The following is a 21498-nucleotide window of genomic DNA, read 5'->3' as shown; positions in this document are numbered from 1 at the left end:
CTGATTCAATCCAACCCGGATCGAGAGCCTTACCTGGGTGGGGTGGTGAGGGCGTCGGTGATGGCGGCCTTGATGGGGAGGCCGGTCTCGTGTTCGATCCAGCCCCACTGGCCGTTGGGGTTGAGGTCGAGGAAGACCCACCGGCCGTCGGGGCGTACGGCGAAGTCCATGGCGGCGAAGCGTAGGTCGAGGCCGGCGAGCAGGGCGGTGACGGCGCGGCGTACGTCGGCGGGGACGTCGGCCACGGCGTACTCGATGGCGTCGTAGTCGGCGCGCCAGTCGATCCGGGCGGCGTGCGAGCGGCCGGTGAGGCGGGCGGCGAAGAAGCGGTCGCCGACGACGGTCAGCCGGATCTCGTACTCCTTGTCGATCCACTCCTGGAACAGGTGTGCGGTGTGCCGTACGCCGTCGTCGATGTCGGCCGGCGTGACGAGGCTGGTGTAGATGAAGCGGCGCCCGTCGTCCGACCGTACGGTCGAGCTGAACGCCTTGTACACGACCCGCGGCAGCTCGGCGACGAACCGGCGCGCCGCGTCCGGATCGCTGGTGACGAGCGTGCGCGGGGTGTCGAGCCCGGCGCGCGCCGCCGCCGCCAACTGCACCGGCTTGTACTCGGCGTGCGTCATCCGCCCCGGATGGTTCAGCCAGTACGGCACGGCCTGGAGCAGTCCGCCGAACCCGCCGCGCGCCTCGGCGGTGGCCCACTCGGGCGCCGGCCCGGTGTCCACCGCGATCGGCCCCGGCCGCCGGAAGTACGCGGAGCGGACGGCGCCGAGGTCGACGGTGTGGTGCGGGGTGCGCAGCCAGCCGGTCCAGCCGGCCCCGCGGAACTCGGCGGCCACGTCGACCCGCCCGGGGAAGTCGGCCGGGTCGCACCGGAACACCGGGACGCGCCGCCGGTGCAGCTCGGTCACCACCAGGTCGGCGGTCGGGTCGAGCCGCCCGGTGAGCACCAGTACGGTCACGTGGAGGACTTGTCGTAGATCTCGTCCTCGCGCGGGGTCTCGCCGCTGGTCTGGAGCGTGACGCTCATCCGGTGGTCGATCAGCGGCACCCAGCGGTCCCCGTCGCGCGCGACGGCCAGCTGCGCCTCCTCGTCGTACGAGACGAGGTCGAGATCGAGGTCGATCGATGAGGTGGGCCGCTGGGCGAAACGCAGCCCGAACGGCGCGTCCCGGTGTGCGGTGTACTTCTCCGGCTCGGCGACTGCCGTGCTGTCCATGCGGACCCCCTGCTCTGTTCGATCATCGACTCGACTACCGCGGTACTGCCTCCGCACGTGCGGGTGTGTCCTCCTCGCCCGCTGCCGCGAGCGATTCGTCCGCTAGTGTCCCTCGGCCGCGGGCCGGGAGTAAACCTAGGGCCGCCGTCTGGTGGCCAGCCGGGCGGCCGGTCAGAGATTGTCGGAACTCACGTGGAACTTTGGGCTGGATCGACGGAAATAGGCATGCCGCGCGGCTAGCGATCCGGAGCGGCACAGGATACGAATACCTACGTGGCCTTCGACATCAGCAGTTTCAAGAACAACTCCGTGCGGGTGAAGTTCGACGACGTCGACTACGACGCGTTCCGCGAGCGACCGCTCACGCCGGCCGCGCTGCGCACGCTCAGGTACATGTCGGACGTCGAGAGTCATACGATCTGTTACCTGCGCGATCTTCTCGTCACGCCGTCGCACAAGGACCCCGAGGTGACGGCGTTCCTCACGCACTGGGCGTACGAGGAGTTCTGGCACGGGGAGGCGCTCGACGAGGTGCTGCGCGTGCACGGCGTGCTCGCCGACTACGCGCACATCCGTGAGGTACGGCTCGCGCAGGGCGTCGCGGACCGGCTCGCCCCGATCAACCAGGCGCTCGCGGCGAACATCATCGGCGAGGACTTCGTCGCCGTACACATGTCCTGGGGCGCGATCAACGAGTGGTCCGCCCACGCGGCGTACGCGCGGATGATGCAGCGCGAGGACCACCCGGAGCTGACCAAGCTGCTGAAGCGGGTGCAGAAGCAGGAGACCCGCCACCTGGCGTTCTACGCGTCGCAGGCGAAGGACCGGCTGGAGCGGTCGGCGAAGGCGCGGGGGCTGACCCGCTTCGCGATGAAGGCGTTCTGGGGCCCGGTCGGCTCGACCATCCAGCCCAAGCGCGAGACCGCCTTCGTGCTGAACTACCTGATGGGCGGCCCGGAGGGCAACAAGCACATCGAGCGCATCGACCGCAAGATGGACGAGATGCCCGGTCTCGCCGGCCTCAACCTGGTACGCAAGGCCGTCGCGAAGTACGGCGTGGGCCCGGGTGTCGCCGAGCGTCGTCGGGCGCTGGTGCACCGGCTGACCGGCCTGCGTGCCGCCGCCGCCCCGCGGGCCCGTACGGTCGCCGGCGCGCTGACCCGCCCGGTCGAGGTACCGAAGCCGGCCGGCTCGGGTGAGTCGACCGCTACCGCCTGATCCGGCGACGGACCACGGCACACCCCCGACAGACACCACGACGAGGCCGCCCGGGTCGACCGGGCGGCCTCGCTGTGTCATCTCGCGTCCGACCCCCGCGTACGCCGAACGACGCCACCGGCGACGGTGCCGGGGTGTCGATCGACGGAAGCGGGCCTCGACCATCGGACCGGTACGCCGACCCACCAAAGCCCCGGCCGACACCAGACCCGCGGCCAACCCCGGAGGGCTGGCCGCGGATGTGGAGTTCGACCAGGGTCGGCGATCCGGTCCGTTACGGTGCGAGGCCGCCGGGCCGTGGACGCCGGTTGGACGGAAGGTCAGAGGTCAGCGGCCGTTGGCGGCGCGCTGCCCGGACTCTTCCTCGTACGAGTCGTAGTCGCCGTACTGGTCCATACCGTCGAGATTGTCCCCGTCGGAACGACCGCCCCCGAGTTCGCGCTGAAGCGCGTCGAGGTCGGTATTAGGGGTGTGGTACTTAAGCTCCCGGGCCACCTTTGTCTGCTTGGCCTTAGCTCGGCCGCGCCCCATGGCTCGACCCCCTCACACGGTAATGACGGGGTGCCGGAGGCGACCCCGGTGACTTAGGCATCTCTCGTGAGTAATACGGTACAGCGCCGCTGGAGGATTCGGCACCTCGGCCCACCCATCGTGCGGCGGCCGTGGCCGAGCACACAGCGGCCCCGGCACGGGCCGGGGCCGTAACGGGTGCGGAGCGTTACCGGGAGCTACCGGCGGCCCGGCACCAGGATGCTGCGCAGCCGGCCGCACTCGGCCATCCGCCGCTCGGCGAGCCGGTCCGCCGCCACCGCCGGCGGTACGCCCTCGGTGTCGGACAGCGCGAGGATCTGCTTCGTCGTGTCGTAGATCCGGCTGGCGCGCGACTTGGCCCGGTCGAAGCTGAAGCCGTCGATCTCGTCGGCCACCTGGATCACGCCGCCGGAGTTCACCACGTAGTCCGGCGCGTACAGCACGCCGCGGTCGGCGAGCAGCTTCTCCACACCCGGGTGGGCGAGCTGGTTGTTCGCCGCACCACAGACGATCTTGGCCCGGAGTACGTCGACGGTGGCGTCGTCGAGGGCGCCGCCCAGCGCGCACGGCGCGTACACGTCGATGTCGCTGGCGACCAGGGCCGGCGTGTCGCCCACGAGGTCGACCTGCGGGTACGTGGCGCGGACCCAGGTCAGCGCGGCGTCGTTGACGTCCGTCACGACGACGTGCGCGCCGTCCGCGGTGAGGTGCTCGATGAGGTGCCGGCCGACCTTGCCGATGCCCGCCACGCCGACGCGCCTGCCGCGCAGCGTCGGCTCGCCCCACATGTGCTCGGCCGCGGCGCGCATGCCTTGGAACACGCCGTACGCGGTGAGGATGGAGGAGTCGCCGGCGCCGCCGTGTTCGACCGACCGGCCGACCACGTGCGTCGTCTCCTTGGCGATGACGTCCATGTCCGCCACGTACGTGCCGACGTCGCAGGCGGTGATGTAGCGGCCGCCGAGCGACTCGACGAACCGCCCGTACGCCCGGAGCAGGGCCTCACCCTTGTCGACGGCCGGGTCGCCCCAGATCACCGCCTTGCCGCCGCCGAGGTCCAGCCCGGCCAGCGCGTTCTTGTACGCCATGCCGCGGGACAGGTCGAGCGCGTCGTGGATCGCGTCGGCCTCCGTGGCGTACGGGTAGAAGCGGGTGCCGCCGAGGGACGGACCGAGCGCGGTCGAGTAGATCGCGACGATCGCCTTCAGCCCGGACTGCTTGTCCTGGCAGAAGACCACCTGTTCGTGTCCGGTGTCGGCGGTGAATACGCCCATGGTCGCTCCTGAGGTTGTGGCCCCGCCCTTGTGGGGCGGCGGCACTCCGCCGGCTGGTCTGCCGGTAAGCCCGAGCGTAGTGCGCATGCCCGCCCGTGAAGGGGCATCGGGTGTCGATCTTCTCAGCCCGCGGAAGCCGCCACGCGGGCACCGGCCGGGACCGGGTCCGGCGCGGCGTGGGACGATCGCCGCGTGCCGCCCTTCGCCTCGTACCTCCGGGTGTACGAACCGCTCGTCGCGTTCGAGCGCGCCCGTCAACAGCACTGGCGCCGCTACCTCACTGCCGGCCGCGCGGTGCCACAGGCGGTCGGCCCGTTCCGCCAGCGCCGGACCGTACTGGAGGCGTTGGGTGCCGGCTGGACGCGGCTGCCCGAACTGCCCGACGAGGCGTACGCGCTGGCCGACGGCGACATGACCCTCGTCTGCCCCTGGGACCTGCGGGTACAGGTGGCGCAGGCGGCGCTGTCCGCGCGCGAGGGCGTACCGGAGGCGATCGCGGACGCGTTCGTCCCGCCGGCGTTGACGGCGACGGCGGAGCGCGTGGTGTCCGACTGGCGCACCGCGGCCGACCCGCTCGGCGACCAGGTACGCCCGGGCCGGCACGCGAGCGGCTCCGCGCTCGGGCACGACCAGTTGCTGCACGAGCTGGTGTCCGGCTGGTCGGTGCCGGCCCGCTGGTTCGCCTTCGTCGAGTACGACGAGCGCCGGGTCGCGCTGTCCGCCGGTGAGCGGCACCTGCGGTACCGGACGTCGATGGCGCGGGCGCGCAGGCGGGCGCACCGGGCGCTGGCCGTACTGAAGCGGGTGATGGGTGCGACGGCGCCGATCACGGTCTCCATGGAGACGGACGCGCGGTGGCTGGAGGAGTTCCATCCACGGTCCGTGGTCGAGCTGGACTACGGCGGCCTGGTGTACCTGCTGGGCGACCGGGAGCTGCTCGACGATGACTCTCCGCAGGTGGTCGCCGATACGCTCGCAGCACTCGCGCGCGATGATGCGCAGGCAGCCGGTGAGTTGTACTCGGGCCTGCTCGAACGGTGGCGGAAAGTACAGTTGCGCGAGCGACGCAATTAGCCGCACGCCAGTAAACCCGGATAAATCAGACTTACATCGTCCTGTCGGTGAGCCGAGTTCATCCGTTCGGCCCATGTCGGACATCGTGGACAGGACGGACCATGGGAAGTGCATCGGCCGGCGGGACCCCGGTCGATGGCTGTGAGTAACCATGGAGGAGTAACCGATGGCATCGCGTACGCACGAATCCGAGCCGCTGCTCACCCCGGCCGAGGTCGCCTCGATGTTCCGGGTCGACCCGAAGACCGTCACCCGGTGGGCGAAGGCCGGCAAGCTGAGCGCCATCCGGACGCTCGGTGGCCACCGTCGCTACCGCGAGTCTGAGGTACGCGCCCTGCTTCAGGGCCAGATTCCGCAGCAGCGTCAGGGCGAGTGATGATGCGTCCGCGTTCGGCGCGGACCTCATGACTCCCGGGAGCGTGGCGCCGACGGCGTCCCGCCTCGGTGCGGTATGTCCGGACCACGGGTGACGCGGACCTGGCGGGGAACGCGTACCGGAGTTGCGGTCCGGGGGAGACAAGTTGCGGGGACGTGCCCTCCACCCTGGGGCACGTCCCTTTGCTGTGCCCGTACGCGCGTCAGGCGGCCGTGAAGCGGATGCCGACCGTACCCCTGGTCCCGCGGCGCAACCGGCTGCCCAGCATCGTCAGCCGCCCCACCATCCCGTACTCCCGGGCGATCAGCGTGCGCGCCCGGTCGGAGCCCGCCGCGTCCATGATCTCGGCACGGGCGGCGACGGCCGGGCCGGTCGGCGTACCGCGGAGGGTGCAGGGGGCGAGGTCGGCGCGCGGGTCGTTGCGCAGCCGCTTCACCTTGCCGGCGTCGGCCGGCGTCCAGATCACCAGCCCGTCACCGTCCGGCGCGCACCACACGGGTGTCGGCACCGCCCGCCCGTCCCGGCGGTACGTCGTGACCAGTACGTACTGGCCGCGGGCCAGTTCACCGAGGGATGTCATGCGGGAACGGTAGAGCCTCCGGCCCGCCCGTGCGGTCGACGGCGCGGGACGTGAACGGCAACGGCGCGGACGGCTCGGCCAGTGCGGTCGACAGCGCGGGACCTCGACGGCAACGGCGCCGAGCGGCGTGCGCCGCCGACGTCACCACTGTCCGAAGTGGACGACGTCGGTCATCGGGCGGTGGCCCCGGGCCAGCGACGGCGAGACCGCGTCGTCCGCCCGGTACCCCACCGTGACCGCACCGATCGGCGTGTACGCCGCCGGCACGCCGAACTCCTCGCGGAACCGGTCCGTACGTGTGGGCGGGATGCCGAAGAAGCACGCGCCGAGGCGCTCGTCGACCGCGGTGAGCAGCATCAACAGCGCCGCGAACCCGGTGTCGATGTGCCAGTACGGCACCGGCCACCGCGCCTCGTCGCGGTCCGTCCACCCCTTGTCTGGCTCGGCGTACCGGTCCAGGTAGGCGTCCCGGTGCGACAGCGGCACGATGATCAGCGGCGCGGTCGACATCCGGTCCAGCCAGGACGTCGTCGTGGTCGGCGCGGTCGCCGCCCAGAACCGCGCCCGGTCCACCGGACTCTCCAGTACGAGAAACGCCCAGCCCTGGGAGAAACCGGCCGACGGGGCGCGGAGGGCGTGTCGCAGGATCCGGTCCCGCACCTCCGCCGGTACCGGACGGTCGGGGTCGTACGCGCGCACCATGCGGCGGCGCCGGAGGACTTCGGCGAACTCCATGCGCCGACGCTAGATCATCACGCGGTACCCGCGGTACCCGTGCGTGCGGCGCCCGGTCACCGATGCGGCACCGGGTTGCGGATCGTGGTGGTGGTGGTCCGTGCGGGCGGCACGCCGGGATCGTGGGGTGCGCGGGCAGGATCGTGGGGCGGCGGGATCGTGGGGTGCGCGGGCAGGATCGTGGGGCGGCGGGATCGCGGGGCGCGCGGGCGGGGTGGCGGGATCGCGGGGGCCGGTGATTGTTCAACAGTTGGACAATCGGCGGGCGCCGGGGACGCACGATGGTGGAGTTGCTTCGCCGTACTCCTTGATCAACAGTGCTCGGGGACGCAGGATGTGGGTGCTGCCGTACGCAACATGCGGTGGCCGAGGTGGGACTGTCGGCAGCCAGACGGTCACTCAGCGCGGCTTCATATCGCGCGAATAGGCGCGATGAGCTACATTTTGGCTGGTCACCACCGACTCAGAGTGAAGGTGGGGATCGCGGTGTTCCGACCCAACCTGTACGCCAGTCTTGCCGTGCTGGGCGTCGTCGGCGCCATCGCGATCGGGTTGCCCGCGATCAACAACGCGCTGCCCGCCGGCCGGTCCGTCGCCGCCGGTCAGCGGCTCACCGTCGGCCGTGGCGTCACCGTCGCCGCGCCGCCCGACGCGGTACTCGACGTGACGAAGACGCAGCCCAACCTGAACCGCCTGGTCATGTCCGTGCACAGCGTCCGCGTGGTGATCGAGGCCGACAAGTACGACGGGAAGCTGCCGGGGTTGAGCGCCAAGCTGCGCCGCAAGATCCAGAGCAATCCCGGGTACCAGGCGTCGCAGCGTGACCATCCGACGAGTACGAGCGCGGGCGTGCCGGGGTTGCAGGGGAGCTACTCGACACCGGGCCGGATCGGCACGTACGCGGTGTTCACGCGCGGCGGGGTGGGCGTCGAGGTGAGCATGGCCGGCGCCGGCACGGACGTACGGCGGGACAACGACACGCTGCTCGACCTGGTGCGCAGCGTACGGTTCGGTGCGCAGTGAGCGCCCCAGAGGTCGCGGCATGACGAGTGGGGCGCTGCCCGACGACGGTGCGCCGGGCAAGCAGCACCGGCGGCTCGGTGGCAGGTCGACACCGTCGCCGCGGGACGGGAGGCACCGCGCGGCGTACGCCGAACGCCCGCCGGTCGCGCCTCCCCCCGCCGCGGCCGGCCGTACGCTCTCCGTCCGGACGCCGGCGTTCTGGATGGTGCTGGTCCTGCTCGGGTTGGGCGCGTGGCGGATCGGCCTGATCTTCGCCGACGCCGCCCGCCTGTACCCGCAGGCGTCGGTGACCGCGTTCATCCTCTTCGCGCTGTACGCGGTGCCGTTCATCCTGCTCGTCCGCGAGGTCGACTACCTCGAACGGGAACCGTTCGTCCTGCTGGCGACGGCGTTCGCGTGGGGCGGGGTGGTCGCGACCGCGATGGCGAACGTGGGCAACACCGCCGCGGTGGAGATCCTGGCGAAGGAGTTCTCGCCGGACTTCGCGGCGCGGTGGGGGCCGGCGCTGGTCGGCCCGACGATTGAGGAGACGCTGAAGGCGCTCGGCGTGGTGGCGATCGTGCTGCTCGCCCGGCGCCACGTGAACAGCGTCGTCGACGGCTTCGTGTACGGCGGGCTCGTCGGCCTCGGCTTCCAGGTCGTCGAGGACTTCATCTACTCCATCAACGCCGTCGTACTCGCCGGGGACGGTGACTCGATCCCGCCGGTCGTGGCGACCTTCCTGGTACGGGGGTTCTTGGGCGGGTTGTGGAGCCACACCCTGTTCACCGCGCTCGTCGGCGCCGGAGTCGGGTACGCGGTGGTGCGCGAGGAACGGCCGCTGCGGGTCCGCGTCGGCGTCGCCGTGCTGGCGTACCTGGGGGCGTGGACGCTGCACTTCGTGTGGAACTCGCCGCTGCTCGGCGACGGGTTCGGGATCGGCGTGGCGGGGCTGATCGGCGCGCTGCTGCTCAAGGGCATCCCCGGCTTCGTCGCGGTACTCCTGCTGCTGCACGTGGCGCGCCGGCACGAGGCCGGGTACTACCTGGGCCGGCTCAACGGCATCGAACCGGTACTGGTCGCGCCGGAGGAGATGGACGCGCTGGTCACCGCGCGCGGGCGTACGGCGGCGCGCAAGCAGGCGGCGGCGCAGGCCGGGCTGCGCGCCGACCGCGCCGTACGGAAGCTGCAACGGGCGCAGTCCCGGCTGGCGGTGGAGATCAGCCGGTGCGGCGAGTCGTCGTACTACGAGGCGGTGCGCAACCCGAACCCGCGATCGGCCGCCCTCGAACGGTGCGTCCGGGACATCCTGTCCGCGCGGGCGAAGCTCGTGTCGCTCGGCGTGCCCGTCGCCGCCCGGTACGGCCGGGAGCAGCACACCCCGCTCGGCATGTGGTCGGTGGTGCTCGCCGTCCTGGGCCTCGTCGTACCGGGGTTGTCGGTGGTGGCGCTGGCGCTCGCCGGCCTCGGTACGCTGCACGCCCGCCGGCAGCGGCTCAGCCCGGACAACCGGCTCGGCATCGCCGGTTCCGTCGGCGTACTCGCCACCGCGCTGTGGATCGTCGTGTACCTGCTGCACGGCTTCAACGGCGGCTGACCGCCGGCTGGTGCTCCGCGCGTCGCCGGCGGCTAGGCTCGGCGCCGGCACCGACAACGACGTCGTGGAGGTACGGCTGTGGCCGCGGAACGGTTGGTCGTGGTGGGTGGCGGCACGATGGGCGCGGGCATCGCGTACGTCGCGGCCGGCGCCGGCTACGCCGTCGAACTGGTCGAGGTCGACCCGGCGCGCGCCGGGGCGGCCGTGGAGACGCTGCGCGCCCGCTGGGACAAGGCGGTCGGCCAGGGGCGTACCACCGCCGACGACGCGGCCGCCGCACTGGGCCGGCTGCGTACCGTCGGGTCGTTGGGTGAGGTGGCTGCGGCGCCCGCGGTCGTCGTCGAGGCCGTACCGGAACGGCTGGAGCTGAAGCGTTCCGTCCTGCGCGAGGCCGAGTCGCTGCGACCCGGCCTGCTCGCGAGCAACACGTCCAGCATCTCGATCGGCGCGCTCGGCGCGGTGCTGACCGCGCCCGACCGGTTCTGCGGGCTGCACTTCTTCAACCCGGTGTGGGCGATGGCGCTGCTGGAGATCGTGCTCGGCCCGGACACGTCCGAGTCCACCCGCGCCACCGCCCTCGACCTCGCCGTACGCCTGGGCAAGGACCCGGTGGTCGTCAACGACGCGCCCGGCTTCGCCTCGTCCCGGCTCGGCGTGACGCTCGGCCTGGAGGCGATCCGGATGGTCGAGGACGGGGTCGCCGCGCCGGCCGACATCGACAAGGCGATGACCCTCGGGTACCGGCACCCGATGGGTCCGCTGGAACTCACCGACGTGGTCGGCCTGGACGTCCGGCTGGCGGTGGCGGAGACGCTGCGCGAGGCGTACGGCGACCGGTTCGCGCCGCCGGACCTGCTGGTACGGATGGTCGCGGAGGGCCGGCTCGGCCGGAAGACCGGCCAGGGCTTCTACCGGTGGGTCGACGGCCGCCGGGCCGACGCATGAGGACGGTGACCGCATGAGCACGTACCGGACGCTGCGGGTCGAGGAGCGCGCCGACCGCGTCGTCGTCACCCTCGACCGGCCCGACAAGCGCAACGCGATCGGCGCCGAGACGGTCGACGAGCTGCACCAGGTGTGCGACCGGCTCGAACGGGAGCCCAGGCTGCTGCTCGTCACCGGCGGCGCGGACGGCATCTTCGCGGCCGGCGCGGACATCGCCGAACTCCGCGACCGCGACCGGTACGACGCGCTCGCCGGCATCAACCACACCGTCTTCGCCCGGATCCGGGCACTGCCGATGCCGAGCGTCGCGGCGGTCGACGGGCCGGCGCTGGGCGGCGGCGCCGAGCTGGCGTACGCCTGCGACATCCGGATCTGCACCGACCGCGCCTTCTTCGGCCAGCCCGAGGTACGCCTCGGCATCGTCGCCGGCGCCGGCGCGCTCCACCGGCTGCCGCAACTCGTCGGCGAGTCCCTGGCCAAGGAGCTGCTGTACACCGGGCGCCGGCTCACCGCGACCGACGCCCTCGCCGTACGGCTGGTGTCGGCGGTGGTGCCGCCCGCCGACCTGCTCGCCACGGCGCACGACACCCTCGACCGCATCGCCCGTAACTCCCCCCTCGCGGTACGCCTGACCAAGCTCGCGGTGGACTCGCCCGCCGACGCCCATCCCCAGCTGGAACGCCTGGCCCAGGCCGTGCTCTTCGAGGACGCCGAGAAGTACCGCCGGATGGACGACTTCCTCGCCCGCTGACGTCTCAACGTCCATTGTGGACGGTGCGGGTCGGGGTTCGACCCGACCCGCACCGCTGCGCGCGTCGGGATGGCATCCGCATCAGCGATCCACCCACAGGCCACAGTGGACAGTGGCACCTCCGCAGCGCCCCCGAGTACGAGTGGCCACAGTGGACAGTCGTACCCGTGGGCGACGTCGCGCCACTGTGGACGGTTCCGCGCGCCGCCGGACCGACCACTGTGGACAGTGTCGGGATTCCTTTCCGCGTACCGCGATGTGACCGTTGCGGGTCGGTGGACACGGGCGCTCGGAGGGCCGGATTGCTTGTGCCGCAAGGATATGCAGGAGTACGCGGATCGGTTATGATGCCTCGGGTGGGGCGGCGGTGGTCGCTCGACGGGGCTGCGGCGGTAGTCTCGACCGCATGACGGACGCGGTGGACGACGCGGCGCTCGCGGCGCTGCGGGAGCGGTTCGGCGGGGCGGGCGCGCTCGCCGAGCGGATGGGCATCGAGCTGGTCGAGGCGAGCGCCGAGCGGGTGGTCGCCAGGATGCCGGTCGAGGGCAACACCCAGCCGTTCGGGCTGCTGCACGGCGGCGCCTCGTGCGTACTGGCGGAGACGGTCGGGTCGATCGGCGCGGGCCTGCACGCCGGGGCCGCGGGGCGGGCGGTCGGCATCGAGATCAACGCGACGCACCACCGGGCCGCGACGGCCGGCACCGTGACGGGGACGGCCACTCCGCTGCGGCTCGGGCGGACGGTCGCGACGTACCAGATCGAGGTGGTGGACGACGCGGGGCGCCGGGTGTGTACGGCCCGGCTGACGTGTCTGATCCAGGCGGCCGGCTAACTCAAGATCCACAAACTGGGACGTTCCACCAGTTGGTTGACCCGAAAAACTACTGCCGGTAATTTCACCGCAACTCTTGACAACCGCCAGCGGTGATACCAACCTTGTAGGTGGTCGTACCGATCGACGGGAATGAATCGGATGACCGGAGTGCCTTGCGGTCGGCGCAACTGGGGGGTGGCTCCGACCAGGGGGGCAAGGCACGCAGCCGGGCGGGTTGCACGATGGCGGAGACGTCAGGGTTTCCGGGGTCGTGGGCTCGCCCGGGTTTGCGTCACGGGTCCGCCGCGCACGTCGCGGCGGACCCGTCGTCGCCCCAGTCCACAGGTCTTACGTCACATTTGGGACGTCAGGTGCCATGCGGGTCACCATTGCAGAACCACAACCGGAACAATGCGAACGCATGAGCTACGGGTACACACGTGACGAGCCGCTGATGGACCCGCCGGACGCGTTGGCCGACCCGCTGGCGATGCGGCTCGCCGAGATCATCCAGGGGGTACGGCCGGGCGGGCGGCTGCCGTCCGAGCGCACCCTGGCCACCGACCTCGGCGTGAGCCGTACGGCGCTGCGGGACCGGTTGCGGTTCCTCGAATCGGCCGGCATCCTGCGCCGCCGCAGCGGCTCCGGCACGTACGTCGAGGCGCTCAACCCGCACGCCCTCACCCGTACGCTCGGGGTCGCCGTCACGTTCTCCGGGCTGCCGGCCGACTCGCTGTTCGCGGCGCTCGACGCGCTCGACCGGCAGATCACCCGGGAGGCCGCCGGCAACGCCGACCGCGGCCAGCTCGCCCACCTGCTCCAGGCGCTGAACGGGATGCGCGAGATCGGCCAGCCGGGGCGGGCGCTCGCCGCGCACCAGCGGTTCCACGACGCGATGGCCGACGCCGCGGCGAACCCCGCGCTCAGCTTCCTGCGCGCCGGCGTACTCGGGGCGCTGCGCAACGCGCGCCTGGTGTGGCCGGACCGCCCCGACTCCGCCGACGTCGACGTACCGCCGGGCATGTACGAGCGGCACCGCCGGATCTACCAGGCGATCGCGGGGCACGACCCGATCGGCGCCACGGCCGCGTTCGACGCCGAACACGCCTGAGAGGTCCTGACAGAAAGGACTGTCGGCGCCTGGCGGGCTCAGGACGACGCTGCCGACAACGTTGGCGGCCCCGCCCTGAGCCTCGCCAGCCATCCGACGCCTTTCTGTCAGGACCTCTGAGGTTCACCGCTGTGCCTGGAACATCCAGTGCTGCTGCTCGATGTCCTGCGCCGCCGCGATGAGCAGGTCCTGGGAGACCGGATCCGGCTCGTCGGTGTCCGCCACCCGCTGCCGGAACCGGTGGCCCACCTCGGCGAGCAGCCCGGTGAACGCCTGCACCACGTCCGTGTCCGACACGTACCCGTCGGGAAGCTGGTCGGTGTGCGCCGACGTGGCCACGGTCGAGGCCCGGCCGTCGGGGTTGACGCCGATCGCGACGGCGCGCTCGGCGACCACGTCCATGTGCCGGCGGGCGATGTCGACGACCTCGTCGAGCTGCAGGTGCAGGGAACGGAAGTGCCGGCCGGTCAGGTTCCAGTGCGCCTGTTTCGCCTGGAGGGACAGGTCGATCAGATCCACCAGGGCGCCCTGGAGCGCGTCACCGGTGACCTTCCGCGCGTCGTCGGACAGTGGGCTCGATACGGCAGCCATCGTCGCCTCCTCGTCAGTCGTCCTCCACCACCTGGCGTACCCGCTCCGGCCGGGTCTACCCGTGTCGTCGTGCGGTCGGTGCCGCCGGGGTGTTCGATGGGGGCGTGATCGGGTTGCGGTGGGTGCTGGACGCGCTCGGGTCGGGGCTGCTGGAGCCCGTCGCGGTGGACACCGACCCCGGCGTACGGGACGTGGTCGTCGCCGAGCCGGGCGGCTCCGACGCCGACACCGTGCACCGCGGCGACCTGGTACTCGGCATCGGAGTACGGGAGGTGGACGCGGCGGTCGAGCTGGCCCGCCGGTGTGCGGCCGACAGTGCCGCGGCGCTGCTGCTGCGCGAACCCGTCGCGCACACCGAGCAGGTACGCAAGATCGCGGTGGACGGCGAGCTGCCGCTGGTGGCCGTACGCGGGCAGGTGTCGTGGGCACAGCTCGTGTGGTTGCTGCGCAGCCTGGTCGACACCGGCACGGTCGGGCTGACGGCGCGCGGATCGTCGGAGCCGCCGGCGTTCCAGGACCTGTTCACGCTGGCGGACGCGGCGGCCGGGGTGATCGACGCGCCGGTCACGATCGAGGACGAGTACTCGCGGGTGCTGGCGTACTCGCGGCGGCAGGAGCAGGCGGACGCGGCGCGGCTGTCCACGATCGTCGGCCGCCGGGTGCCCGCGGACGTACTGCGCCAGTTCCGGTCCCGGGGCGTGTTCCGGAAGCTGGGCGCGGGCAGCGAGCCGATCTTCGTACCGGGGCAGCCGGACGGGACGATGCCGCGGCTCATCGTCCCGGTACGGCTCGGTGGCGGGCAGTTGCTCGGTTCGATCTGGGCACTCGTACCGGAACGGCCGCCGGAGGAGCGGGTGCACGCGTTCGCCGACACGGCTGGCGTCGTCGCGTTGCACCTCCTGCGGGTACGGGCCGCAGCGGACGTCGCGCGCCGCGTCGCCGCCGACCGCCTCACCGCCGTACTCGCCGGCACCGGTCCGACCGACCCGCGGGACGCCGGGCTGCCCGCCGGGCCGTACCGGGCGGTGGCGTTGGACCTGGCGGACGGCGCCGACGGGCACGCCGACCGGCTGCTGGTGCTGTGGGAGTCGATCACGCGGAGCCGGGGCTGGCGCCGCCCCGCGGTCACCGAGTACGACGGGCTGCTGTACGCGGTGGTCACCGAGGAGGGGGACACCGGGTCGTGGCCGTGGCTGCGCCGGCTCGCGGCCGAACTGGTCCGCGGCGAGCCCGGCATACGCGTGGCCGCGGGCGGGTCGGCGCCGACGCTGGCCGACCTGCCCCGGTCGGCGGCGCAGGCGGCGGCGCTGCTGCGGCTGCTGTCCCGGGGCATCGTCGCCGGCCCGGTCGCCAGTCACGAGGAGTCGTGGGCCGCCGCCGTACTCGACCGGGTCACGGGCGCCGTACCGCTCGACGAACTGACCGGTATCGGCCCGCTCGCCGACCTGCTCGATCACGACGGGTCACGGGGCGGCTGGTACGCGGAGACGTTGCGGGCGTACCTGGAGCATCCGGCGGACCCGGCGGCGGCAAGCCGGCAGCTGCACGTTCACCCGAACACCTTCCGCTACCGGATGCGCCGGCTGCGCGGTGCGCTCCGTGCCGACCTCGACTCACCAGACGTACGTTTGGCACTACTGATCCAGCTCAACGCGCGGCGGCTGCACGGCTGAGTTGTGCTCAGGCGACAAGACGGGGGTCACACGTCGTCTCCGGAAAACGATGACCGGCAGTGAGTCCGAGCCGCACCATGAGCCTGTACCGAGCGCCTTCGGGCGACTCGTCCCTACACGCGTCAGTGCCCGACGGGGCAACGGTGCCCCGGAACCGGAAGGACAGTCCGTCATGAAGGTCGGCGTTCCACGCGAGGTCAAGAACCACGAGTACCGGGTGGCGATCACGCCCGCCGGAGTACACGAACTCGTCACACACAGGCACGACGTGTACGTCGAGCGATCCGCCGGCCTCGGCTCGTCCATTCCGGACGACGAGTACCTGCACGCCGGGGCCAAGGTCCTCGACTCCGCCGACGCGGTGTGGGCCGAGGCGGACATGATCCTCAAGGTCAAGGAGCCGGTTCCGGAGGAGTACCACCGGATGCGGTCCGGGCAGGTGCTGTTCACGTACCTGCACCTGGCGGCGTCCCGGGAGTGCACCGACGCGCTGCTGTCCCGCGGCGTCACCGCCGTCGCGTACGAGACGGTGCAGCTGGCGGACCGGTCGCTGCCGCTGCTGGCGCCGATGAGCGAGGTCGCCGGGCGGCTGGCACCGCAGGTCGGCGCGTACCACCTGATGCGGTTCGCCGGTGGCCGTGGCGTACTCCCGGGCGGGGTGCCGGGTGTGACGCCGGCGAAGGTCGTCGTCCTCGGTGCCGGGGTGGCCGGCGCGAACGCGGTGGAGATCGCGGTCGGGCTGCGCGCCGACGTCACCGTCCTCGACCTGAACGTGGCGCGGCTGCGCGAACTCGACCACCTGTACGCGGGCCGGGTGCACACCGTCTCGTCCAACACGTACCAGCTGGAGCGGGCGGTGATGGACGCGGACCTGGTGGTCGGCGCGGTCCTGGTGCCGGGCGCGAAGGCGCCGAAGCTGGTCAGCAACGAGCTGGTGTCCCGGATGCGGCCGGGCAGCGTGCTGGTGGACATCTCGATCGACCAGGGCGGCTGCTTCGAGGACTCGCGGCCGACCACGCACGCGGACCCGACCTACCGGGTGCACGACAGCATCTTCTACTGCGTGGCGAACATGCCCGGCGCGGTGCCGAACACGTCCACGTTCGCCCTCACCAACGTGACCCTGCCGTACGCGGTTGCCTTGGCGGACAAGGGATGGCGGGACGCGCTGGCCGCCGACCCGGCGCTCGCGGCCGGCCTCAACACGCACGCCGGTGTCGTCACCAACGAGCCGGTCGCCGCCGCGCACGACCTCGCGTACCGGCCGGTCGCCGACGTGCTCGCCTGACGGTTTCCGTCTCCAAGAGGTCCTGACAGAAAGGCGTCGGATGGCTGGCGAGGCTCAGGGCGGGGCTGCCAAGGCGGAGGTGCAGTCGCATACCGGTGTTGTATGCGACTGTGCCGACAACGACGGCAGCGTCGTCCCGAGTCCGCCAGGCGCCGACAGTCCTTTCTGTCAGGACCTCTGAGGCCCGCCGCCCGCCGGGTGGCGGGCCGTCGTCACGTACCGAGGCCGGCGAGGGCGCGGATGCCGGCGAGCACCTCGGCGCCGGTCGGCGCGTGCTCCGGATCGGCGAGCGCCTGGACGACCACACCGCTCAACAGAGCCATCTGCACCATGCCGAGCGTGCGCGCCGCCTCGTCGCTCACCTCGTCCTCGGGGATGCTGAGCATCGTCGCCGCCGTGCCGCTGCGGCCCTGCCGCATCCCGTCCGCGAGCTGCGGCAGCAGGTCGGGCTGCCGCCGCGCCTGCATGAACAGCTCCAGCGATGCCAGGAACATGTCCGGGTGTTCGAGGGCCTGCGCGATCTGCTCGTCCCAGCGCCGCACGTACCGCGCGACGGGGTCGGCGCCGGGCTCGTCGGCGGGTACCAGCGCCCGGCCGGACTTCTCGCCCCACTCGTCGAGCACCGCGAACAGCGCCTGGAACATCAGCTTCTCGCGGGAGCCGTAGTGGTAGCCGATGGCGGCCGTGGACACCCCGGCCGTGGTGGCGATGTCGCGCACCGAGGTGCGGTCGAAACCCTTCTCCAGCAGGCACGTCTTCGCGGCGGCGAGCAGTGCCTCCTTGTTGCCCTTGTTGTTGCCACGACTCATGGCCAGCAGCCTAGCAGAGTACTTGTGCGATCGAGTTGAACGATTGAGTTGCGCGATCGTTCAAGTCCTTGCTACGGTCCTCCGCATGCACCGAACCCCCCGGAGGACGACATGACCATCCGCAGCCGACTCGCCGCGGCGGGCGCCCTCGGCGCCGCGCTCGCCGGCCTGCTCGCGGTGCCCGCCGCCGCCACCGCAGGCCCCACCGGTACCGCCGGCGACCCCGCCGTCGTCACCACCGACCGCGGTGCCGTCCGCGGCACCGTGACCGCGGATTCCCGTTCGTACCAAGGGATTCCGTACGCGGCGGCGCCGGTGGGTGAGCTGCGCTGGCGCTCGCCCCGGCCCGCCGCGGCGTGGACCGGCGTACGCGACGCGACCAGGCCCGGGAACGCCTGCGCCCAGCCCACCGGACTCCCCGTCGGCGTGCCGTCCGAGCACGAGGACTGCCTGTACCTGAACGTCACCGCGCCGGCGCGCGCCACCGGCAGTACCCCGGTGATCGTGTGGATCCACGGCGGCAGCCTCATGTACGGCACCGGCGACATGTACGGCCCGGCCCGGCTCTCCCGCGACGCCGTCGTCGTGTCGATGAACTACCGGCTGGGCGTGATGGGCTTCCTGACCGACGACGCGCTCGACGGCGGCTCGGTGAACGGATCCGGCTCGCTCGGCATCGAGGACCAGCAGGCCGCGCTGCGCTGGGTGCGCCGCAACATCGCGAACTTCGGCGGCGACCCGCGCAACGTCACGATCATGGGCCAGTCCGGCGGCGGGTACAGCGTCTGCGACCAGCTCGCGTCGCCGACCGCGGCCGGGCTGTTCGACCGGGCGATCGTACAGAGCGCGCCGTGCACCGGGGACGCGAGCCGTACCCGGAAGGCGGCCGAGGACGAGGGCACCGCGCTGGCCGGGAAGGTCGGCTGCGCCGACGATCCCGACCGTGCCGCCTGCCTGCGGGCCGTCCCGGCGTCGAGGCTGCTCGCCGCGTACGGCACGGAGGTGGAGCCGCGGCCGGTCGCCGGCACCCCGCTGCTGCCGCGTACGCCGGGGGCCGCGTTCGCGGCGGGCCGGTTCAACCGGGTGCCGGTCCTGCTGACCGTCAACCACGACGAGGATCGCGGCCGGGTCGCCGGCCAGGAACTCACCACCGGCACACCCCTGACCGCCGCCGGGTACGAGAAGGCCGTACGGGGCCGGTTCGGCGCGGACGCCGACGCCGTACTGGCCGAGTACCCGCTGGGGTCGGGTGACTCGCCGGGCGCCAAGCTCGGCGACGTGCTCACCGACGCGGACTGGTCGACGCCGACCGTGGACACCGCGGCCGCGCTGGCCCGCTGGACGCCGACCCGGGTCGCCGAGTTCGCCGAGCAGGACACCCCCTGGTACGCGGGGACGCCGCGGGTCAGCTTCACCGTCGGCGCGCAGCACATGTCCGAACTGGCGTACCTGTTCGACCTGTCGCTGTTCGAGAAGCTGACGCCGGCGCAGGTGACACTCGCCGACCGGATGGCCGACACCTGGACCCGCTTCGCCGCCACCGGGCGTACCGCGTGGCCCGCGTACACCGGGACGAACCGGTACGTGGCGTCGATCGCGTCCGGGCCGTGGCGCCGTACGGACCTCGCGGCCGCGCACGGCTACCGGTTCTGGTCGCAGCTCTGAACGACCGGGCGCCGCCGGCCCGTCCGGCGGCGCCGTCGGTGGGACGGGAAGCGAAAGGAAAATCGTTCTCTCTTATGCTGGCGGGCATGGCGGTCCTCGTCACGCTGGTATCCCTGGTGGCCACCCTGATGGGTGGCCTCGTCGCGCTGCGGGCCCGCGACAAGCTGCACCTGATCCTCGGCCTCGCCGCCGGCGTACTGCTCGGCGTCGTGGCGTTCGACCTCATCCCCGAGATGTTCGAGCAGAACGCGTACCACGTGCTCGGGGTGCCGGCGGTGATGGTCACGTTCGCCGCGGGCTTCCTGACGCTGCACGTGATCGAACGCGGCACCGCGCTGCACCGCGGCCACGAGCACGAGTACGACTCGCACGGCCACCACTACCCGACCGTCGGCATCCTCGCCGCGTCGGCGCTCGTCGCGCACAGCTTCATGGACGGGCTCGGCATCGGACTCGGCTTCCAGGCCAACACCGCCGTCGGCATCACCGTCGCCCTCGCCGTCGTCGCGCACGACTTCGCCGACGGCTTCAACACCTTCACCATCACCTCCCTGTACGGCAACGCCCGGCGGCGCGCGCTGACCCTGCTCACGCTCGACGCGGTGGCGCCGGTGGTGGGTGCCGCGGTGACGCTGTTCATCCACGTACCGGAATCGGTGCTGGGGTTGTACCTCGGGTTCTTCGCCGGGTTCCTGCTCTACATCGCGACCAGCGACATCCTGCCCGAGGCGCACGCCCGGCACCCCAGCCGGCTCACGCTCGGGATGACCGTGGTGGGCATGGCCTTCATGTTCGTCGTGGTGGCCGTCGCCGGCTGACCCCGCGGGGGTGGTGGTCGCGGGCCGAGCCCGCGGGGTGGCGGTCGCGGGCTGGGGCCGCGGGGTGGTGGTCGCGGGCCCGTCAGCTCCAGGTGACGTGCGCCTCGGCGCGCCAACGGCGCAGCACCCCCGCATCCCCGCGTACGTCGAGACCGGAGGTGTCGCGGCGGTTCCAGAGCAGCAGGTACAGCTCGGCGGCGGGGGCGGTGACCGCGCAGTCGGCGTCACCCGGACCGGCGCCGACCCGTACGCCGTCGGGTCCGACGCGGACGAGCCAGTCGCGGCCGACGTCCGGCGCGCGCAGGGACAGGGTGGCCGGTTCGGCCCAACGGAGCCGTTTCGGCCGTCCGAAGAACCCGGTCAACAGCTCGTCCACGCCGTCGGCGGCGAGCCCCGCCGGCACCGGACCCACCGCGCCCGCGGCGTACGCGGTCGGGTCCGCGTCACCCGCGGCGTACGCGGCACTCCCGGCCGGTACCGGATCCGCCGTGGTGGCGGCGCGTTGGGCGTCGATGCGGTGCACGGTCGTCTCGTGCGCCTGCCGCCGCGCCCAGAACGCCCGGGCGGACGGCGCCGGCAGGAACGTGAAGCACGTCAGGTCGTCCGGTGCCGCGTGCAGCGCGTCGAGCAGCGCGGCGTGCCCCGCGCGGAACCAGGCCAGCAGGTCGTCGTCCGCGACCGGGCTCGTCATCAGCTCGGCTTCCTCGTCCGCCGTGGTCGGCCGCGTCCGCCCGGTACGCACGAACCCGGCCGCCCAGCGGTGCACGCCGCCGGTGTGCCGGACGAGATCCCGGACGTGCCAACCGGGACAGTCCGGTACCGGAGTGTCGAAGGGGACGCGCGCCGCGGCCGAGGCCAGCGCGTCACCGGCCCGCCGCAGGGCCACCAGGTGCTCGTCGATGGTCGGCATGTGCCGGACATTAGCCCCGAGGTACGACATCGGCCGGGTGGACGGGCCTCCCACCGCGCGGCCTGGGGAGGCAGCCACCGGAACGTGACGCGCGGCGGGAGTCACAGCCGACGCTACGCCGAACGGACGGGGCCGCCATCGGCCGAAGGGTCACCGGTGTGGCGGGCGCAACGCGCAGACCGTTTCCTCCGTTACACCGGGCGCCGTTTTCCAGGCCATACCAAGGAAGTCGGCTTACCGTCGTGAACATGTACCGCAGCAGGGACGGTCGGTGGACCGTCGAACACGTCACCGGGAGCTGGCCCGACGGCCACACCGGCGACCTGCTGCGCGTCAGCCACCGCGGGTACCCGGTGGCCGTCTGCACCTCCGTGGACGAGGTCGCCGAGCTGCTCAACCTGGCCGACCTCGAACTCGTCGAGGACACACCCGGCCGCCGGCACGTGCCGGCCGCCTGACGCGCACGCTCGCCCGGCCACCAGGTCGTGCCGCTGGTTCGCGCGCTCTTTCCGTT

General features: G+C 72.3%; 23 protein-coding genes. 14 read left to right on the top strand and 9 right to left on the bottom strand.

All coding sequences use genetic code 11. From position 1 onward, the window contains the following. Positions 1 to 29: 29 nt before the first annotated feature. Entirely contained in the window at positions 30 to 965 is a 936-nt protein-coding gene (gene tgmB / locus Aru02nite_RS24095; RefSeq protein ID WP_203661498.1) for an ATP-grasp ribosomal peptide maturase, read from the bottom strand. Then, on the bottom strand, positions 962 to 1222 hold the full coding sequence (tgmA, locus tag Aru02nite_RS24090) for a putative ATP-grasp-modified RiPP (protein ID WP_203661496.1): 261 nt from the start codon (positions 1220 to 1222) through the stop codon (positions 962 to 964). The genes tgmB and tgmA overlap by 4 nt, the downstream gene beginning before the upstream one ends. A 273-nt stretch (positions 1223 to 1495) precedes the next feature. Between tgmA and Aru02nite_RS24085 the strand changes: the two genes are divergently transcribed. Next, on the top strand, positions 1496 to 2440 hold the full coding sequence (locus tag Aru02nite_RS24085) for a ferritin-like domain-containing protein (protein WP_203661494.1): 945 nt from the start codon (positions 1496 to 1498) through the stop codon (positions 2438 to 2440). A 327-nt stretch (positions 2441 to 2767) separates the two neighbouring features. Here Aru02nite_RS24085 and Aru02nite_RS37300 read toward each other — a convergent pair whose 3' ends face one another. Continuing rightward, positions 2768 to 2971: a DUF3073 domain-containing protein gene (locus Aru02nite_RS37300; protein ID WP_203661492.1), complete on the bottom strand. Its 204-nt coding sequence runs from the start codon at positions 2969 to 2971 to the stop codon at positions 2768 to 2770. A 197-nt stretch (positions 2972 to 3168) separates the two neighbouring features. After that, a complete protein-coding gene (locus Aru02nite_RS24075; protein ID WP_203661490.1) occupies positions 3169 to 4245 on the bottom strand; it encodes a Glu/Leu/Phe/Val family dehydrogenase in 1077 nt (358 codons plus the stop codon). 192 nt (positions 4246 to 4437) lie between these two features. On the opposite strand from Aru02nite_RS24075, the gene Aru02nite_RS24070 reads away from it, so the two are divergent. Further along, positions 4438 to 5319 carry a DUF8083 family protein gene (locus Aru02nite_RS24070; RefSeq protein ID WP_203661488.1) on the top strand — a complete coding sequence of 294 codons (882 nt, stop codon included), beginning with the start codon at positions 4438 to 4440 and terminating at the stop codon, positions 5317 to 5319. A 166-nt stretch (positions 5320 to 5485) separates the two neighbouring features. Beyond that, positions 5486 to 5695: a BldC family transcriptional regulator gene (locus Aru02nite_RS24065; protein ID WP_203661486.1), complete on the top strand. Its 210-nt coding sequence runs from the start codon at positions 5486 to 5488 to the stop codon at positions 5693 to 5695. A 202-nt stretch (positions 5696 to 5897) separates the two neighbouring features. On the opposite strand, the gene Aru02nite_RS24060 is transcribed toward Aru02nite_RS24065, so the two are convergent. Both Aru02nite_RS24060 and Aru02nite_RS24055 read right to left on the bottom strand, forming a co-directional pair. Continuing rightward, positions 5898 to 6275, bottom strand: coding sequence for a PPOX class F420-dependent oxidoreductase (locus tag Aru02nite_RS24060; RefSeq protein WP_203661484.1), 378 nt, complete (start codon positions 6273 to 6275; stop codon positions 5898 to 5900). 141 nt (positions 6276 to 6416) lie between these two features. Continuing rightward, positions 6417 to 7010, bottom strand: a complete 594-nt coding sequence (locus Aru02nite_RS24055; protein ID WP_203661482.1) for a nitroreductase family protein — start codon at positions 7008 to 7010, stop codon at positions 6417 to 6419. 486 nt (positions 7011 to 7496) lie between these two features. Between Aru02nite_RS24055 and Aru02nite_RS24050 the strand changes: the two genes are divergently transcribed. From Aru02nite_RS24050 to Aru02nite_RS24025, 6 genes are all read left to right on the top strand, one after another. After that, a complete protein-coding gene (locus Aru02nite_RS24050) occupies positions 7497 to 8033 on the top strand; it encodes a hypothetical protein (protein ID WP_203661480.1) in 537 nt (178 codons plus the stop codon). Positions 8034 to 8052: 19 nt separating this feature from the next. Beyond that, positions 8053 to 9609, top strand: coding sequence for a PrsW family intramembrane metalloprotease (locus Aru02nite_RS24045; RefSeq protein ID WP_203661478.1), 1557 nt, complete (start codon positions 8053 to 8055; stop codon positions 9607 to 9609). 117 nt (positions 9610 to 9726) lie between these two features. Continuing rightward, entirely contained in the window at positions 9727 to 10554 is an 828-nt protein-coding gene (locus Aru02nite_RS24040; protein WP_203661660.1) for a 3-hydroxyacyl-CoA dehydrogenase family protein, read from the top strand. Positions 10555 to 10567: 13 nt separating this feature from the next. After that, entirely contained in the window at positions 10568 to 11305 is a 738-nt protein-coding gene (locus Aru02nite_RS24035) for an enoyl-CoA hydratase/isomerase family protein (protein ID WP_203661476.1), read from the top strand. A gap of 406 nt (positions 11306 to 11711) precedes the next feature. Continuing rightward, entirely contained in the window at positions 11712 to 12137 is a 426-nt protein-coding gene (locus Aru02nite_RS24030; RefSeq protein ID WP_203661475.1) for a hotdog fold thioesterase, read from the top strand. Positions 12138 to 12540: 403 nt separating this feature from the next. Then, a complete protein-coding gene (locus Aru02nite_RS24025; protein ID WP_203661473.1) occupies positions 12541 to 13230 on the top strand; it encodes a FadR/GntR family transcriptional regulator in 690 nt (229 codons plus the stop codon). A 123-nt stretch (positions 13231 to 13353) separates the two neighbouring features. Here the strand turns inward: Aru02nite_RS24025 and Aru02nite_RS24020 are convergent, their stop codons facing one another. Further along, the gene (locus Aru02nite_RS24020) at positions 13354 to 13821 is read right to left on the bottom strand and encodes a Dps family protein (protein WP_203661471.1); all 468 of its coding nucleotides are present in this window, start codon (positions 13819 to 13821) and stop codon (positions 13354 to 13356) included. A gap of 104 nt (positions 13822 to 13925) precedes the next feature. On the opposite strand from Aru02nite_RS24020, the gene Aru02nite_RS24015 reads away from it, so the two are divergent. Beyond that, complete coding sequence (locus Aru02nite_RS24015; RefSeq protein WP_203661469.1) at positions 13926 to 15494, top strand: PucR family transcriptional regulator; 1569 nt, start codon at positions 13926 to 13928, stop codon at positions 15492 to 15494. Between the two features lie 172 nt (positions 15495 to 15666). After that, on the top strand, positions 15667 to 16782 hold the full coding sequence (gene ald, locus Aru02nite_RS24010) for an alanine dehydrogenase (RefSeq protein ID WP_203661467.1): 1116 nt from the start codon (positions 15667 to 15669) through the stop codon (positions 16780 to 16782). Positions 16783 to 16994: 212 nt separating this feature from the next. Here ald and Aru02nite_RS24005 read toward each other — a convergent pair whose 3' ends face one another. After that, the gene (locus Aru02nite_RS24005; protein ID WP_203661464.1) at positions 16995 to 17591 is read right to left on the bottom strand and encodes a TetR/AcrR family transcriptional regulator; all 597 of its coding nucleotides are present in this window, start codon (positions 17589 to 17591) and stop codon (positions 16995 to 16997) included. A 111-nt stretch (positions 17592 to 17702) separates the two neighbouring features. Here Aru02nite_RS24005 and Aru02nite_RS24000 point away from each other — a divergent pair, with 111 nt between their 5' ends. Together Aru02nite_RS24000 and Aru02nite_RS23995 are read left to right on the top strand one after the other, a co-directional pair. Further along, on the top strand, positions 17703 to 19256 hold the full coding sequence (locus tag Aru02nite_RS24000; protein WP_203661462.1) for a carboxylesterase/lipase family protein: 1554 nt from the start codon (positions 17703 to 17705) through the stop codon (positions 19254 to 19256). Between the two features lie 86 nt (positions 19257 to 19342). After that, positions 19343 to 20074 (top strand): ZIP family metal transporter, encoded by a 732-nt coding sequence (locus Aru02nite_RS23995; RefSeq protein ID WP_203661460.1) that lies wholly within the window; start codon positions 19343 to 19345, stop codon positions 20072 to 20074. Positions 20075 to 20156: 82 nt separating this feature from the next. Here Aru02nite_RS23995 and Aru02nite_RS23990 read toward each other — a convergent pair whose 3' ends face one another. Next, the gene (locus Aru02nite_RS23990) at positions 20157 to 20984 is read right to left on the bottom strand and encodes a maleylpyruvate isomerase family mycothiol-dependent enzyme (RefSeq protein ID WP_203661458.1); all 828 of its coding nucleotides are present in this window, start codon (positions 20982 to 20984) and stop codon (positions 20157 to 20159) included. Between the two features lie 248 nt (positions 20985 to 21232). Here Aru02nite_RS23990 and Aru02nite_RS23985 point away from each other — a divergent pair, with 248 nt between their 5' ends. Beyond that, positions 21233 to 21442 carry a hypothetical protein gene (locus tag Aru02nite_RS23985; protein ID WP_203661457.1) on the top strand — a complete coding sequence of 70 codons (210 nt, stop codon included), beginning with the start codon at positions 21233 to 21235 and terminating at the stop codon, positions 21440 to 21442. Positions 21443 to 21498 lie beyond the last annotated feature (56 nt).

This window comes from Actinocatenispora rupis (assembly GCF_016861975.1).
Lineage (GTDB): Bacteria > Actinomycetota > Actinomycetes > Mycobacteriales > Micromonosporaceae > Actinocatenispora > Actinocatenispora rupis.
The sequence above is the reverse complement of the archived record's forward strand: the minus strand, read 5'-3'. Positions and strand labels throughout refer to the sequence as shown.